General features: G+C 65.5%; 13 protein-coding genes, 1 tRNA gene and 2 rRNA genes (1 of these 16 running past the window's edge). 7 read left to right on the top strand and 9 right to left on the bottom strand.

The features are described from left to right. Window positions 1–15 precede the first annotated feature (15 nt). From AC3A43_RS10750 to AC3A43_RS10735, 4 genes are all read left to right on the top strand, one after another. Window positions 16–1,038 (top strand): phytase, encoded by a 1,023-nt coding sequence (locus tag AC3A43_RS10750; RefSeq protein WP_487793038.1) that lies wholly within the window; start codon window positions 16–18, stop codon window positions 1,036–1,038. A 79-nt stretch (window positions 1,039–1,117) separates the two neighbouring features. Further along, the gene (purH, locus tag AC3A43_RS10745; protein WP_487792526.1) at window positions 1,118–2,752 is read left to right on the top strand and encodes a bifunctional phosphoribosylaminoimidazolecarboxamide formyltransferase/IMP cyclohydrolase; all 1,635 of its coding nucleotides are present in this window, start codon (window positions 1,118–1,120) and stop codon (window positions 2,750–2,752) included. A 68-nt stretch (window positions 2,753–2,820) separates the two neighbouring features. Further along, window positions 2,821–3,501 (top strand): YqaA family protein, encoded by a 681-nt coding sequence (locus AC3A43_RS10740; RefSeq protein WP_487792525.1) that lies wholly within the window; start codon window positions 2,821–2,823, stop codon window positions 3,499–3,501. A gap of 73 nt (window positions 3,502–3,574) precedes the next feature. Continuing rightward, on the top strand, window positions 3,575–4,828 hold the full coding sequence (locus tag AC3A43_RS10735; RefSeq protein ID WP_487792524.1) for an NAD(P)/FAD-dependent oxidoreductase: 1,254 nt from the start codon (window positions 3,575–3,577) through the stop codon (window positions 4,826–4,828). 10 nt (window positions 4,829–4,838) lie between these two features. On the opposite strand, the gene AC3A43_RS10730 is transcribed toward AC3A43_RS10735, so the two are convergent. The 3 genes from AC3A43_RS10730 to AC3A43_RS10720 all read right to left on the bottom strand — a co-directional run bounded on the left by AC3A43_RS10730 (window position 4,839) and on the right by AC3A43_RS10720 (window position 8,524). Then, complete coding sequence (locus tag AC3A43_RS10730; protein ID WP_248458466.1) at window positions 4,839–5,384, bottom strand: VOC family protein; 546 nt, start codon at window positions 5,382–5,384, stop codon at window positions 4,839–4,841. Then, window positions 5,381–6,469, bottom strand: coding sequence for a 4-hydroxyphenylpyruvate dioxygenase (hppD, locus tag AC3A43_RS10725; protein WP_487792523.1), 1,089 nt, complete (start codon window positions 6,467–6,469; stop codon window positions 5,381–5,383). Before hppD ends, AC3A43_RS10730 begins: the two co-directional genes overlap by 4 nt. 180 nt (window positions 6,470–6,649) lie before the next feature. Then, window positions 6,650–8,524, bottom strand: a complete 1,875-nt coding sequence (locus tag AC3A43_RS10720) for an ABC-F family ATP-binding cassette domain-containing protein (protein WP_487792522.1) — start codon at window positions 8,522–8,524, stop codon at window positions 6,650–6,652. Between the two features lie 80 nt (window positions 8,525–8,604). On the opposite strand from AC3A43_RS10720, the gene AC3A43_RS10715 reads away from it, so the two are divergent. Further along, window positions 8,605–9,027 carry a VOC family protein gene (locus AC3A43_RS10715; protein WP_487792521.1) on the top strand — a complete coding sequence of 141 codons (423 nt, stop codon included), beginning with the start codon at window positions 8,605–8,607 and terminating at the stop codon, window positions 9,025–9,027. 2 nt (window positions 9,028–9,029) lie between these two features. On the opposite strand, the gene AC3A43_RS10710 is transcribed toward AC3A43_RS10715, so the two are convergent. The 3 genes from AC3A43_RS10710 to AC3A43_RS10700 are packed head-to-tail and all read right to left on the bottom strand — an operon-like array spanning window position 9,030 to window position 13,177. After that, on the bottom strand, window positions 9,030–10,586 hold the full coding sequence (locus AC3A43_RS10710) for a DHA2 family efflux MFS transporter permease subunit (protein ID WP_487792520.1): 1,557 nt from the start codon (window positions 10,584–10,586) through the stop codon (window positions 9,030–9,032). 3 nt (window positions 10,587–10,589) lie between these two features. Continuing rightward, the gene (locus AC3A43_RS10705) at window positions 10,590–11,750 is read right to left on the bottom strand and encodes an EmrA/EmrK family multidrug efflux transporter periplasmic adaptor subunit (protein WP_487792519.1); all 1,161 of its coding nucleotides are present in this window, start codon (window positions 11,748–11,750) and stop codon (window positions 10,590–10,592) included. Next, window positions 11,750–13,177: an efflux transporter outer membrane subunit gene (locus AC3A43_RS10700; protein ID WP_487792518.1), complete on the bottom strand. Its 1,428-nt coding sequence runs from the start codon at window positions 13,175–13,177 to the stop codon at window positions 11,750–11,752. The genes AC3A43_RS10705 and AC3A43_RS10700 overlap by 1 nt, the downstream gene beginning before the upstream one ends. Before the next feature lie 50 nt (window positions 13,178–13,227). On the opposite strand from AC3A43_RS10700, the gene AC3A43_RS10695 reads away from it, so the two are divergent. Both AC3A43_RS10695 and AC3A43_RS10690 read left to right on the top strand, forming a co-directional pair. Further along, window positions 13,228–13,875, top strand: coding sequence for a TetR/AcrR family transcriptional regulator (locus AC3A43_RS10695; RefSeq protein WP_487792517.1), 648 nt, complete (start codon window positions 13,228–13,230; stop codon window positions 13,873–13,875). An 80-nt stretch (window positions 13,876–13,955) separates the two neighbouring features. Continuing rightward, window positions 13,956–15,254 (top strand): Hsp70 family protein, encoded by a 1,299-nt coding sequence (locus tag AC3A43_RS10690; protein WP_487792516.1) that lies wholly within the window; start codon window positions 13,956–13,958, stop codon window positions 15,252–15,254. A gap of 89 nt (window positions 15,255–15,343) precedes the next feature. On the opposite strand, the gene AC3A43_RS10685 is transcribed toward AC3A43_RS10690, so the two are convergent. The 3 genes from AC3A43_RS10685 to AC3A43_RS10675 all read right to left on the bottom strand — a co-directional run. Next, window positions 15,344–15,420, bottom strand: a tRNA-Met gene (locus AC3A43_RS10685). 121 nt (window positions 15,421–15,541) lie between these two features. Next, window positions 15,542–15,656, bottom strand: a 5S ribosomal RNA gene (gene rrf, locus AC3A43_RS10680). Window positions 15,657–15,775: 119 nt separating this feature from the next. Continuing rightward, a 23S ribosomal RNA gene (locus tag AC3A43_RS10675) occupies window positions 15,776–15,816 on the bottom strand; it runs 2,752 nt beyond the window's last position.

Genomic DNA, 15,816 nt, shown 5'->3' with positions numbered 1-15,816 from the left:
GACGGGGGGAAGATGATGAAACGGATTTCGAAATGGCTCGCCGTGTCGGCGCTTGCCGCGACCGCCACCGGCTGTGCCGGGGGCGAGCCGGTGTTCACCGGCTTGCCCCCGGTGCAGGTTACGGCGAACGGCGAAACCGCGCCCGTCGGGACCGGCCGCGCCGATGCCGCGGATGATCCGGCGATCTGGATCGATCCCGCCAACCCGAACCGCGCACTGATCGTCGCGACCGACAAAAAGGCGGGGCTGCATGTCTATGATCTGACGGGCAAGGACATCGCGTTCACGCAGGCGGGCCTCGTCAACAATGTCGATGTCGCGGGCAATATCATCGTCGCGAGCGATCGCAACGACGGGGTGAACGCGCATCTCGCGGTGTTCCGCCTCGATGCCGACAAGCCCGCGATCGTCGCGCTCGGTCGCGCGGCAGCGGGCACGGGCGAGGCTTATGGCCTGTGCCTCAAGAAGACCGCGCCGGGCGCGCCGATCACCGCGGCGCTGATCGTCAAGGACGGAACGGTGCGCGTCGGCACGCTGACCGTCGCCGACGGCGCGGCGCCGAGCTTTGCGATGGAATGGGAATATAAGATCCCGACCCAGTCCGAAGGCTGCGTCTTCGACGGCGACACGCTGTACGTCGGCGAGGAAGATGCGGGCGTCTGGAAACTCGAACGCAATGGTGCGGGCGCCACGGCGGCCATGGTCGCGCCGGTCGACAACCAGCGCCTCGTCGCCGATGTCGAAGGCCTTGCGACGATCGACCACAAGGGCCAGCGCTACCTGCTCGTGTCGAGCCAGGGCGACAATGCCTATGCGGTCTTCCGTCTGCCTTCGATGGACTATGTCGGCCGCTTTGCCGTTGCGGCGGGCGCGTTCGGCGCGACGAGTGAGACCGACGGGATCGAAGCCGTGGCCGGCAATTTCGGCCCCGCTTATCCCGACGGCATCTTCCTCGCGCAGGACGGCGACAACGCCCCCAAGGCGCAGAATTTCAAACTGGTGCGCTGGGACCAGATTGCGGCGGCGCTGGGGCTCTAAAACGGGCGCAAGGGTTGCGATACGGACGGCGCGCGCCTAGGGGGGCCGCGTCATCCCATCGCCAGCCGAGGCCCTCCCCATGACCGACCTGATTCCCGTCCGCCGCGCTCTTCTGTCCGTCAGCGACAAGGCGGGGCTCGCCGAGCTTGCCGCCGCGCTCGTCCGCCACGGCGTCGAACTGGTCTCGACCGGCGGTACCGCGAAGGCGTTGCGCGAGGCGGGGCACAATGTCCTCGACGTATCGGACCTCACCGGCTTTCCAGAGATGATGGACGGCCGCGTCAAGACGCTGCACCCGACGGTCCACGGCGGCATCCTCGCGGTGCGCGACGATGCGGCGCATGTCGCGTCGATGGAGGAACATGGCATCGGCGCGATCGACCTGGTCGTCGTCAACCTCTACCCCTTCCTCCAGACCGTGACGAGCGGCGCCGACCGCGACACGATCATCGAGAATATCGACATCGGCGGCCCCGCGATGGTGCGCTCGTCGGCGAAAAACCACGCCTTCGTCGGCATCGTCACCGAGCCTGAGGATTATGCCGCGCTGATCGAAGAGATGGACGCCAATGGCGGCGCAACCACCCTCACCCTCCGCAAGCGTCTCGCCGCGACCGCCTTTGCGCACACCGCGACCTATGACGGCATGATCGCGCAATGGTTCGCCTTTGCCGATCAGGGCAAATTCTTCCCCGACACGCTGCCGCTGACGACGAAGCTGTCGGCCGAGCTGCGCTATGGCGAAAATCCGCACCAGAAGGCGGCGCTCTACCTGCCCGTCGGCCCCGCGGCGCGCGGCATCGCGCAGTCCGAACAGGTGCAGGGCAAGGAACTCAGCTATAATAATATCAACGACGCCGACGCCGCGCTCGAACTGGTCGCCGAATTCCGCGAGGCCGACCCGACCTGCGTTATCGTCAAGCACGCCAACCCGTGCGGCGTCGCGACCGCCGCGACGATCGCCGAAGCCTATGACGCGGCGCTGAAATGCGACGATGTGTCGGCATTCGGCGGCATCATCGCGGTCAACCGGCCACTCGACGGGCCGACCGCCGAGGCGATCAGCGGCATCTTTACCGAGGTCGTCTGCGCACCCGACGCCGATGCCGATGCGCGCGCGGTGTTTGCGAAGAAGAAGAACCTCCGCCTGCTGCTGACCGGCGAATTGCCCGACCCGGCGCGCGGCGGGCTGATGATGAAGACGATCGCGGGCGGCTGGCTCGCGCAGAGCCGCGACAATGGGCGTATTTGCCCTCCCGGACGTCTGCCCCGAGTTTCGCGCGATGTTAGCATCGGCAGCGAACTTCATTTGGTGACCGAACGCGAACCCACCGAAGAAGAACTCGCCGACGCGCTCTTCGCGTGGACGATCGCCAAGCATGTGAAGTCGAACGCGATCGTTTACGCCAAGGGCGGATCGACCGCGGGCATCGGCGCGGGGCAGATGAACCGCCGCGACAGCGCACGCATCGCTGCGGTGAAGGCGCGCGAAGCCGCAGAATCGCACGGCTGGGCCAGCCCGCGCACTGTGGGCAGCGCGGTGGCGAGCGATGCCTTCTTCCCCTTCGCCGACGGCCTGCTCGCGGCGGTCGAGGCGGGCGCGACGTGCGTGATCCAGCCGGGCGGCTCGATCCGCGACGATGAGGTGATCGCGGCGGCGAACGAGGCGGGCCTCGCAATGGTGTTCACCGGGATGCGCCACTTCCGCCACTGATCGGCTCGACTTCGCCAGAACCGACCGGCATAGATGTCGCAGCGCAACCCTCGCGCCAAAGGACCAGCATGACCGCCACTGCCCACCGGCCCGGTTTCATCCAGCGTATGTACAACTGGACGATGGAGAAATCGGCGCATCCGCACGCCGAATTCTGGCTGGCGCTGGTCTCCTTCGTCGAAGCGAGCTTTTTCCCGATCCCGCCGCACCCGCTGCTCGGGCTCATGTGCCTCGCCAATCCGAAGAAGGCGGTGCGCTATGCGATCATCTGCACCATCGCCTCGGTGATGGGCGGGATGCTCGGTTACGGGATCGGCTTCTTCCTCTATGAGAGCGTTGGCCTGTGGCTGCTCGGGGTGCTCGGGCTGACCGATGCCTTCCCGCCGGCCGCCTGCTATTTGCGCGAATTCGGTGCCGAGATCATCCTGATCAAGGGCGCGACGCCGATCCCGTTCAAGCTGCTGACGATCACCGCCGGCTTCATCCACATGAACTTCTGGACCTTCCTGTGGGCAAGCCTCGCCAGCCGGGCCTTTTCCTTCATGCTTGTCGGAATCCTGTTCCGGCTGTTCGGGGCGCCGATCAAGGCGTTCATCGACAAATATCTGATCTGGGTCACGGGCGCGTTTCTGGTCGCCGTGGTCGCGGGCTTCCTCGCGATCGGCGCGCTATCGGGCGATGGCAAGAGCAAGGAAGCCGACAAGTGCAGCGGTGCGACGCTGGAGAGCATCGGGCTCGACAGGAAATAGCGGCGCGCCGTGCAACCCGGAGGCCCCCCGTGAATTAGGTGCGTGTCGCCCAGGCCGCGGCACGGAGCATCCCATGACGAAGACCCCCTCGCGCTCGAGCCAGGCATCGGTCACCCACCATCGCGATCTGCGTACCGGCCAGTCGATCTGGTCGGCGCGGCGGCGTCCGACGGTTCCGACACACGCTTTGACGCGCGACATCCGCTGCGACGTCGCGATCATCGGCGCGGGGATTTCCGGCGCGCTGATCGCCGAAACGCTGTCGGAGGCGGGGTTGCAGGTCGTCGTGGTCGACCGGCGCGGGCCGCTGGATGGATCGACCGCAGCGTCGACCGCGATGCTGCAATATGAAATCGACACGCCGTTATCGCTGCTGTCGCGGCAAATCGGACGCGACCGCGCCGAGCGTTTGTGGCGGCGGTCACGGCAGGCGGTCGATGCCCTGCGCGAGCGAACCGAGCGATTGGGGCTGAAGGTCGATGCCGCGACGCGCGGGTCGATCTATCTGCATGGCAATGTTCTGGATGCCGAGGGTCTGGCGCGCGAGGCCGATGCACGGCGGCGCGCGGGGTTCGAGATCGAGCTGCTGAAACCCGCCGCGGTGCTCGACCGATATGGCATCGCGGGACGCCATGCGATCATCGGGTTCGGCAATTATTCAGCCGATCCGCGCCAGCTCGCGGCGGGCTATCTGAATGTCGCGGTCGGGCGCGGGGCGCGGATTTACAGCCCTGTGGACATTTGCGACGTGGCGCCAAGCGAAAGCGGCATAACGCTCCAAAGCGCCGATGGCCGCGAAATCCGCGCGCGATATCTGATCGTCGCGACGGGCTATGAGATGATGAAGGGCATCCCGCGCAAGGGAAACAAGATCATTTCGAGCTGGTCGATCGCGACCAAAGCGCAGCCGCGCGCAATCTGGCCGACGGCGGCGATGATCTGGGAGGCGGCCGATCCGTATCTCTATATCCGCACCACCCCGGCCGGCGAGGTGATCTGCGGCGGCGAGGATGAAGAGATCAGCGACGCGGACGAGCGCGATGCCAAGATTGCCGCAAAGACCGCCACCTTGTCACGCAAGCTCGCAGCCCTGCTGCCGATGATCGACGCAACACCGATCCACGCGTGGGCGGGCAGTTTTGGTGACAGCAAGACCGGCACCCCGACGATCGGCCGGATCCCGCGCATGCCCAATTGCTACGCCGCGATGGGATATGGCGGCAACGGCATCACCTTTTCGATGATGGCGGCGCAGATGCTGCGCGGCATGATTTGCGGCGACGGCGACCCCGACGCCGATCTGGTCAGCTTTTCGCGGAAATTCTGACCAGCCGGGCTTATTCGTTCGCCGCGGTGTGCAGCCAGTCGGCGTGGCGCGGCGCCTTTTTGGTCTGGCTCCACTCTTCGAGCATCAGCGGCGCGACGCGCTTCAGCTCGGCATATTGCTCGGCCGTGCCGATGTCGCACGCCAGTTCGACGCGGTGGCCGTTGGGATCGAAGAAATAGATCGATTTGAAGATGCCGTGATGCGTCGGGCCGAGCACGTCGACGCCTTCGCTTTCCAGATGCGCCTTCGCCGCGACCAGTTCGTCGAAGCTGCCGACCTTGAACGCGAGATGCTGGACCCACGCCGGCGTATTCTCGTCGCGGCCCATGACGGGCTGGTTCGGCAGTTCGAAGAAAGCGAGGATGTTGCCGTTCCCCGCCTCGAGGAAGACGTGCATATAGGGGTCATATTCGCCGGTCGACGGCACATGATCCTCGGCAAAGGCGGTCGTGTAGGTCATGCCGAGCATGCGCTCGTACCAGTCGACCGTCTCTTTCGCATCCTTGCAGCGATAGGCGGCGTGATGCACGCCGCCGAGTTTGATCGGGCTGGTCATTCGGCGGGTTCCTCGACAGTCAGGGCTCCGCGGCGAATCTGGTCCATTTCCATCGATTTGAACAGCGCCGTGAAATTGCCTTCGCCGAAGCCCTCATCCTTCTTGCGCTGGATGAATTCGAAGAAGACGGGTCCGATGACGGTCTGGCCGAAAATCTGGAGCAGGAGGCGCGGGTCGCCCTCGGTGGTCGAGCCGTCGAGCAGGATGCCGCGCGACTGGAGGCCGTCGACCGATTCGCCATGCCCCGGAAGCCGGTCTTCGAGCATCTCGTAATAGGTTGCCGGCGGCGCGGGCGCGAAGGGGTTGCCGAGTGCCTTGAGCTTGTCCCACGCGGCGTAGAGATCGTCGCAGCTGAACGCGATATGCTGGATGCCCTCGCCATTATAGGCGCGCAGATATTCCTCGATCTGGCCCTTGCCGCCCGCACCTTCTTCGTTGAGCGGGATACGGATCTTGCCGTCGGGGGCGGTCATCGCCTTCGACGTCAGGCCGGTATATTCGCCCTTGATGTCGAAATAGCGGATCTCGCGGAAGCCCGCGATACGCTCGTAGAACGCCGCCCAATGCGCCATCCGGCCGCCATAGACATTGTGCGTCAGGTGATCGATCAGCTGCATGCCCGCACCGACAGGGTGACGATCGACGCCCTCTTCATAGATGAAGTCGATGTCGTAGATGCTGAGGTCGTCGCCGTAACGATCGATCATATAGATGATCGAACCGCCGATGCCGCGGATTGCGGGCAGGCGCAGTTCCATCGGGCCCGGATTGACCTCGACCGGCTCAGCGCCGCGGGCGATCGCCTCGGCATAGGCCTTGGCGGCGTCGCGGACGCGCCAGCCCATGCCGCACGCCGAGGGACCATGCTCGGCCGCGAAATAGGCTGCGGGCGATTTGGGTTCGTAATTGGCGATCAGGTTGATGCCGCCCTGGCGCCACAGCTGGACGTCCTTCGAACGGTGATGCGCGATCTGGGTAAAGCCCATCGCCGCGAACACGGGTTCGAGAATACCCTTTTCGGGCGCCGAAAATTCGACGAATTCAAAGCCATCGAGGCCCAGCGGATTATCGAAAAGGTCGGCCATGTCGCATTCCCATCTAGTTTCAATTGAAACTATTATGATGGAATGGGGTGGCGGAGTCAATGCGGGAGGCGAGCGAACGCTGGCGCAAGTCGTCATGCCGGGCTTGACCCGGCACCCGCCTTTTTCTCCTCAAGAAGGCAGGCCCCGGATCAAGTCCGGGGTGACGGAATGGAGGAATGCTCAGGCGGCGGCGGTCTCAAACGCCTCCAGCGCTTCGCTCGCCGCGACCCAGCGCGCCTCGGCGGCTTCCTGCGCCGCGACGATCTTGCCGCGCCGCTGCGACAGCTCGCTCATCGTCAGGCCCTTATATTCGCTCGCAGCGCCCTGCGGGTCGAACATCGCGCGATCGATGGCGGACAGGACGACCTCATATTTGGCGAGATCGGCCTCGGCATCCGAGACGTCTTTCTTGATCTTCGCGGCCGCCTCGCGCGCTGCGGCGGCGGCCTTGCGGTCTTCCTTCTTGTCGGCTTTGGACACGCGGTCCTTCTGCGGGCCCTTCCCGAGGATCATGTCGACATAATCGTCCATGCTGCCGTCATATTCGCGCGCAGTGCCATCATCGACAAGCACCAGCCGGTCGGCGGTGAGTTCGAGCATGTGGCGGTCGTGGCTGACCAGCACCACCGCGCCCTCGAAACCGTTGAGCGCCTGCACCAGCGCCTCACGCGCATCGACGTCCAGATGGTTGGTCGGTTCGTCGAGGATGAGGAGATGCGGCGCATCGCGGGTGATGAGCGCCAGCGCCAGCCGCGCGCGTTCGCCGCCCGACAGCTTCGCAACCTGCGTCACCGCCTTGTTGCCCGAGAAGCCGAAACGGCCGAGCTGCGCGCGGACGGCGCCCTGCGTCTTGCCCTCCATCACGCGCGTCATATGCGCGAGCGGGGTGTCGCTGCCGTCGAGTTCCTCGACCTGATATTGGGTGAAATAGCCGACGCGCATCTTGCCCGACGCCGCCATCGCGCCCGCCATCGGGCTGAGCTGCGCCGCGAGCAGCCGCGCGAGCGTCGTCTTGCCATTGCCGTTGCGGCCGAGCAGCGCGATGCGGTCGTCGGGATCGATGCGCAGGTTCAGCCGCTGCAGCACCGGTTTGTCCGCGTAACCGACGCTGGCAAGGTCGAGCGTGATCAGCGGCGGCTTGAGTTCGTCGGGGCTCGGGAAATCGAACGCGAGCGTCTGATCCTCCGCCAGCGCCGCGATCGGCTGCATCCGCGCGAGCATCTTGGCGCGCGACTGTGCCTGTTTCGCGGTCGAGGCACGCGCGCTGTTGCGCGCGACATAATCCTGGAGCTTCGCGCGCTGCGCATCCTGCGATGCCTTGGCCGCGGCGAGCTGTGCCGCGCGTTCGGCGCGCTGGCGCTCGAACGAGTCATAGCCACCGGTGTAGAGCATGACCTTGCCGCCCTCGAGGTGGAGGATATTGTCGACGACATTGTTGAGCAGGTCGCGCTCGTGGCTGATCACGACGAGCTGCCCCGGATAGGCGCGCAGGAAGTTTTCGAGCCACAAAGTCGCTTCGAGATCGAGGTGGTTCGACGGTTCGTCGAGCAACAGCAGATCGGGTTCGGAGAACAGCAGCGCCGCAAGCGCGACGCGCATTTTCCAGCCGCCCGAGAAGCTGTCGAGCGGCTGGCCCTGCATATCCTCGTCGAAACCCAGCCCGATCAGGATGCGCGCGGCGCGCGCGGGAGCGGTATAGGCGTCGATCGCGATCAGCCGTTCGTGGATATCGCCGAGCTTGTCGGGGTCCTGCTCGGTCTCCGACGCCGTCAGCAGCTCGGCGCGCTCGGTATCGGCGGCGAGCACGGTGTCGAACGGCGTCGCGGTGCCGTTCGGCGCTTCCTGCGCGATATAGCCGACGCGCGTCTTGCGCGGCATGTCGATGCTGCCCTCGTCGGCCTCGAGCTGGCCGATCATCACTTTCATCAGCGTCGATTTGCCCGCGCCGTTGCGCCCGATCAGCCCGACGCGGCTTTTCGCCGGCAGGCTCGCGGTGGCGCGTTCGAGGATGGCGCGCCCGCCAAGGCGTACAGTGATTCCGTTGATCGTCAGCATGGGCGCGCGCCTAGCATGTTGCGGCGCACAACCCAAGTCCCGGACTGGCTTTCCGCATGCGGGTGCGGCAAATGGGTTGCATGACCGGCCTTGCCCCCTTTCACATCGCCTTTCCCGTCGACGATCTGGACGCCGCGCGCCATTTTTACGGCAATGTCCTCGGATGCCCCGAGGGACGCAGCAACCCCGACTGGATCGACTTCAACCTTTATGGGCATCAGATCGTCGCGCACCGCGTCGATACGCCGCGTACCAAGCCTGCGCATAATCCGGTCGATGGCCATGATGTGCCGGTGCCGCATTTCGGCGTCGTGCTGCCGCCCGCCGAGTGGCAGGCGCTGGCCGATCGGCTGAAGGCCGCAGGCACGACATTCGTGATCGAACCGCAAACGCGCTTTCCCGGCCGGCCGGGCGAGCAGTCGACGATGTTCTTTTTCGATCCCGCGGGCAATGCGCTCGAGTTCAAGGCCTTTGCGGATCTGGGACAGCTGTTCGCCAAATAGAGCTAGTGCCCGCCGCCCATCGAAATCTGTTTCGGGCGCGGCGCGAACCACACCGATATCGCAGCGATCACGAAGACCACCCCTGACGCGAGGAACAGGTGGAGCACACCGAGCGTCGAGGCCTGCACCTCGACCAACCGCTCGATCGCGGCGCGTGCCTGTTCGAGCGTCAGCCCGGCGCTTTGCATCGAGGTCATGGCCGCTTCGGGATTGTTGAGCGCCGATACGAGTTCGGACCGCGAGGTCCGGCTCGCGTCGTCCCATGCAGTCGTTGCGACCGCGGTGCCGATCGCCCCGCACAAGGTGCGCAGGAAACTCATCAACCCGGCCGCCGAAGTCTGCAGATGCGATGGCACCGAACTCAGCGCGAGCGCGGTGAGCCCGACGAAGAAGAAGGGCATGCCGATCCCCTGCAGGATATGCGGCATCGCCAGCGTCCAATACCCGACATCGGCATTCCAGCTCGCGCGAAGGACAGACATCAGCGCCATCCAGAGGATGCCGCCCGAAATGGTGATCCGAACATCGACTTTGGTCATCAGCCCCGCCGCGACGGGCGACAGGAGGACGGCGAACACCCCGAGCCAGGCGACGATAAACCCCGTCTGCGTCGCCGTATAACCCGCGACCTGTTGCAGCCAGAGGGGCGTCAGCACGACCTGCGCAAAAAAGGCGCCGAATCCCAGCGATATCGCCATCGTCGCGAAGGTGAAGCCGCGGAAGCGGAAGATGCGCAGGTTCACGACCGGATTGGCGTCGGTCAGCTCCCAGATCACGAAGGCAGCGAAGCTGATCGCGGCAAGCACCGCGAGCCCGATGATCCACACCGATCCGAACCAGTCATGTTCGCGGCCGGTGTCGAGCATGATCTGGAATGCGCCGACCGAGACGACGAGCAGGATCAAGCCGACGACGTCGATGCGGGCCTTGGTACGCTTGGTCTCGAACGGCGTCAGCAGCGTGAAAACGCCGAACGCGCAGATCGCGACGACCGGCAGGTTGATGAAGAAAATCCACGGCCAGGTCCAGTTGTCGCTGATCGATCCGCCGAGGATCGGGCCGAGAATCGGCGCGGTCGTCGTCGTCATCGCCCAGATCGCGAGGCCGATGCCGGCCTTTTCCTTGGGGAAGATGCGGAGCAGCAATATCTGCGACAACGGCATCAGCGGACCGCCGGCAAGGCCCTGCAACACGCGGAAGAGGACCAGCGCGTCGAGCGTGCGCGACACACCGCAAAGGAAAGAGAAGATGCCGAAGCCGATGATCGAGATCATGAACCAGCGCACGGTGCCGAAGCGCATCGCGAGCCAGCCAGTGAGCGGCACGGCGATCGCATCGGCGACCGCATAGCTGGTGATGACCCAAGTGCCCTGCGTCGGCGACACCGCGAGACCGCCCGCGATATGCGGCACCGACACATTGGCGATCGTCATGTCGAGCACGACGACGAAATTGGCGAGCGCGAGCGCGAAGGCGGCGACGATCAGCCGCACCCCGGTCAGCGGTTGCGGTTCGGCCGGGATGCTGGCGGATAGGGCGGGAGCGACAGCGCTGGCCATGGCTCAGCGACCGCGCGTGTCGATCGTGGCTTCCATCGTCAAGCCGACGCGCAGCGGATGCTCCTTGAGCTGCTTCGGATCGAGCGCGATGCGCACCGGCAGACGCTGGACGACCTTCACCCAATTGCCCGTCGCATTTTGCGCGGGGATGAGCGAAAAGGCCGCGCCGGTGCCGCCGGCGACGCCGACCACTTTTCCGCGAAAGACGACGTCGCCGCCATAATAGTCGGACACCAGTTCGACCGGCTGGCCGATGCGGATATCCTTGAACTGGCTCTCTTTATAATTGGCGTCGACATAGGCGGTGCTGATGGGGACGAGTATCATGATCGGCGCGCCCGCGGCGATCCGCTGGCCGACCTGAACCTGGCGGTTGGTGACGATGCCGTCGACCGGCGCGCGAAGCACAGTGCGCGCGAGGTCGAGCCTGGCCTTTTCAAGCCGCGCTTCGGCCGCCGCGACGTCCGGTGCGGTGTTGATCGTCGTGCCGCGAACGACGGCTTCGGCGGCGCCGAGGTCGCCGCTCGCCGATCCGCGTGTCGCTTCGGCGGAGGCGATGCCGGCGGCGGCAAGGTCGCGCGCGGCCGAGGCCGACGCGAGCGCGGCGCGCGCCGAGGTCAGTTCTTCGCCCGACACGGCGCCGGTGCCCGCGATGCTCTCGCGCCGCGCCAGTTCGGCGCGGGCTCGCTCGACCGTTGCGTTGGCGTCGCGAAGACGCGCGCGCGATTGGGCGATGTCGGCGCCGCGCGCCGTCACGCGGGCGCGGGCGGCATCGGCGGTGGCGCTGGCCTGTCCGTAGCGCTGGCGCGCGAGGCGCAGCGCGGCTTCGGCGTCGGCGACCGCGATGCGCTGGTCGGCATCGTCGAGGATGACGAGGATGTCGCCCTTCTTCACCGCCTGTGTGCCGCTGACGCGCACTTCCTTGACGGGACCGGAAACCAGCGCGGTGACCTGCGCCGAGTCCGCGCCGACATAGGCATTGTCGGTATGGACGCGCCCCGCCTGCGTCAGGAAATACCAGACGCCCCAAAGGATCGCGACCGTCACGACAACGATCGCGAGGATACGGAGCAGCTTCTTGCGCTTCGCGCCATTGGCTTCGGGCGCCGCTTCGGGAAATGTCTCGGGAGCGGGGGTTGCGGCTGCAGCCGTTTCGTCGGCCATCATTCGTCTCCTGTTGAGTTGCTGGCCCGGTATCCGCCGCCAAGCGCGCGGATCAGGGCGATATCGAGCGTGAGCTGGCGCGCCTCGAGGTCGGCGACGGCGCGGCTCAATGCGACCATGCTGTCCTCGGCGGTCAGCTGGACGATCTGGTTCGAGAGGCCGGCGCGATAGCGCAGCCCGGCGAGCTTCGACGCTTCGGCCGCCGCGGCCAGCGCCTCGCGACGCCCCGCAAGCTGGCGCTCGGTCGCGGCGCGGCTGGCGACGATATCGGCGACGTCGCGCAGCGCGCCGATCAGCGTGCGGTCATAGGTTGCGACCGCGACATCATAGTCGGCGCGCGATCCGCGATAGCGGCCCTGAAGGCGCCCGCCCTCGAAGATCGGCAGGCTGATCGCGGCGCCGCCATTGCCATATTCGGACCCCGATTTGAACAGGTTGGAGAGGCCGAGCGACTGGAGCCCGACAAGCGCCGACAAGCTGATATTGGGATAGAAATCGGCGCGCGCGACGTCGATGCGCCTGGCGGCGGCTTCGGACCGCAACCGCGCCGCGACGATATCGGGGCGCCGACCGATCAGGTCGATCCCGGCATTGTCCGGCAAACCCAGCGACGGCCGCGCCATCTGCGGGCGCGCGATCGACAGGCCCCGGTCGGGTCCGGCACCCACGAGTGCGGCGAGCCGGTTGCGCGTCGCAGCGATCGCTTCTTCGAGCGCGACGACGTCGGCGCGTGCCGAAGCGGCGCGACTTTCGGCCTGCCGCTGGCTCGCCTGATTTTCGATCCCCGCGCGCGCGCGCTCACCCGACAGGTCGGCGCTCGCGGTGCGGACGCGCACCGCATCGTTGGCGACGTCGAGCGCGTGATAATAGCCCGCGAGATCGGCGTAGGCCGCCGCGATTCCGGTGGCGAGCATCAGCCGCGCCTGCGCTTCGTCGACGCGCGCTGCCTCGGCCTCCGACGTCGCGGCGGCGAGCGCCGCGCGATTGCGGCCCCACAGGTCGAGGTCGAACGAAAAGGTCGCGGCCATATGGCCGGTGTCCTGGATACCGTCGGGCACGAAGTCGGGCGGGATACCCAGATTCTTGCTTTGCTGGGTGCCGCCGGCGCTGGCTTCGGCACCGACGCGTGGCAGCAGCGCCGCCCCCGCCTGCTGCGCCATCGCATCGGCAGCGCGAACGCGTGCGGCAGCGATCGCGACATCGGGCGAGCCCTTCAGCCCTTCGGCGATCAAGCTATCAAGTTGCGCATCGCCGAAACCCTGCCACCACCCGTCGGCGGGCCACAGGCCTTGCGCATTGGCAAAAGTCGCGCGCGATTCGAGCGAGGCAGCGGTCGCCCGGACGGGCTTGGGCCCGACATCGGGAACGTTCGCGCAGCCCGCAAGCAGACCGAGAACAGAGGCTGTGAGAAGAATCGATCTGGGCATGGCTTCCAACGATACTATCTGGTATCATGGGCCATTGGACCTCGGAGGATATGTTGTCAATCGAAATGATACCAGCTGGTACGGCCCCTGCCGACGATGCTGCGGCGCTGCGGCGCAAGGCATTCGTCGACGCGGCGCGCGAGCTGTTTTTCGCGAACGGCTATGCGGGCACGACGATGTCGTCGATTGCGAGCAAGGTCGGCGGTTCGAAGACGACGCTGTGGACCTATTTCCCGTCGAAAGAAGATCTGTTTGCCGCGGTGGTCGATGGTATCGTCGAACAATATGGCGATGCGCTCACGATCGACCTGCCGCTCGACGAGCCGGTGCCCGACGTCCTGCGTCGTTTCGGCAATGTGTTGATGACGAAGCTGACGGCAACGCCCTTGCTATCGCTCTATCGGCTCGTTGTTGGCGAGGCCGATCGCTTCCCGCATCTGGCAGAGACTTTTTATAACCGCGGTCCGCGGCGCGGAAAGGCGCGCGCCGCCGACTGGGTCGCTGAAAAGATGGTGCGCGGTGAAATCCGGATGGGCGATCCCATGCGCGCGGTGCAGCAATTCTCCGGCCTGTGCCAGTCGGGCCTCTATCAATTCGCGGTTCTCAACCTTTCCGAAAGCCGCGACCTCGGCCGCCTGCAGGACGAAGTCGACGCCGCGGTCGACACTTTTTACCGCGCCTGGCGGCCCGAGGCCTGAGTTCGGGGCAAACTTGCCCCGTCGCCCGTCCTGTGCAATAGGCCCCGCCCCGCAAGGGATCCCATCTACAGGAGCATGTCATGGACAAGGCGGCCGCGAGCGCGCTCGGCCTCGATTTCGGCACGACCAACAGCGTCGTCGCGCTGGCCGATGGCCAGGGCGGAACGCGCCTTGTCGAGTTCGGCAATGCCGACGCGAGCGACGCGGTCTTCCGGTCGGCGCTGTGCTTTTGGGAAGAGGAACGGGGCTGGAACGGGATTGCGCACGAAGCCGGTCCCTGGGCGATTGAGGAATATCTCCAGTCGCCGCTCGACAGCCGCTTCATCCAGTCGTTCAAGAGCGTCGCCGCGAGCCCCTTGTTCGAACGTGCGATGATCTTCAACAAACCCTTTCGGTTCGAGGACATGGGTCGCCTGTTCCTGCAGCGCCTTGTGACGCACGCCGGTGGCCAGCTCGACGAGCGGCCGCACCGCGTGATCGTTGGGCGCCCGGTCGAATATGCCGGCGCGCGCGCCGATGCCGCGCTCGCGCGCCAGCGTTATGACGCGATGCTCGAGGCGTTCGGTACCGAAATCTATTATGTCCACGAACCGCTTGGCGCAGCGCACAGCTATGCGTCGCGGCTGACCGAGCCGGCGACGATATTGGTGGCGGACTTTGGCGGCGGTACGACAGACTTCTCGATCGTCCGCGTCGCCGAGCCCGGCGCGGCCCGCCGCTGCATTCCGCTCGCGTCATCGGGCATCGGCATTGCCGGCGATCGCTTCGACTATCGGATCGTCGACCGCCTCGTGCTGCCGCTGCTCGGCAAGGGAAGCAACTATCGCTCGTTCGACAAGCTGCTCGAGATACCGGGCGGATATTTCGCCGATTTCGGCGATTGGTCGCGGCTTGCCATGATGCGCAATCGCCGCACGCTCGACGAGATCCGCCGCCTTCAGCGCGACGCTGTCCATCCCGAACTGATCGGCCGCATGATCGCGCTGATCGAGCATGAGCAGGGATTTCCGCTTTACGACGCGGTGGGCCAGCTCAAGCGGGCCTTGTCGAGCAGTGACCAGGCCACATTTCACTTCGCCGGCGGCGGAATCGAGATCGGTGCCGACGTGCGCCGAGCCGATTTCGAACAATGGATTGCCGACGATTTGCGGCGCATCGAAGCGGCGATGGATCAGGCAATGGCTCGGGCGGGGATTGCGCCCGTCGATATCGACCGGGTGTTCCTGACCGGCGGATCCTCGTTGATCCCCGCCATCCGCAGGCTGTTCGATCGGCGGTTCGGCGAAGAACGCATCGCGACCGGCGGAGAATTGACGTCGATCGCCCACGGCCTGGCGCTGATCGGAGAGGAGTCCAATCCGGCCGAATGGGAGGCTTAAACCGCGACCGAAAGCTTCAAGAGCCGGCAAACAGCCCGCGTCAGACACGAAAAAGCCCGCCATCCCATAGGGAAAGCGGGCTTTTTTGTTGGTTGCGGGAGTAGGATTTGAACCTACGACCTTCAGGTTATGAGCCTGACGAGCTACCGGGCTGCTCCATCCCGCGCCACCAAAGTGCGAATCTTCGCGCCAGGCGCGGTTCGCAAAACAGCAAAAGGCCGGCATTGCTGCCGGCCTCTAACTTTGTGAATGGGTTTTTCCGATTTCAGCCTCACGCCGACCACAATGCCTGGCGACGTCCTACTCTTCCGTTGCTTAAGCAGCAGTACCATCGGCGCTGTCAGGTTTCACGTCCGAGTTCGAGATGGGATCGGGTGGGTCACTGACGCCATGGTCACCAAGCAATGAAGTCGGCGTGGGTCAAAATCGGGTTTCAATCGATGTCCGTGCAATATTTTACTGAGTACAATCATCCACTTGTCGCGGACAACCTATCAGGGTTGTCGTTGATGGTGGGACTCTTAAGTGCGAATAGAGCAATTAGTATCGGTTAGCTCCACGC

This window comes from Sphingopyxis sp. Soil_C_28, from assembly GCF_057657055.1.
This window is presented reverse-complemented; position numbering and strand designations above follow the sequence as displayed.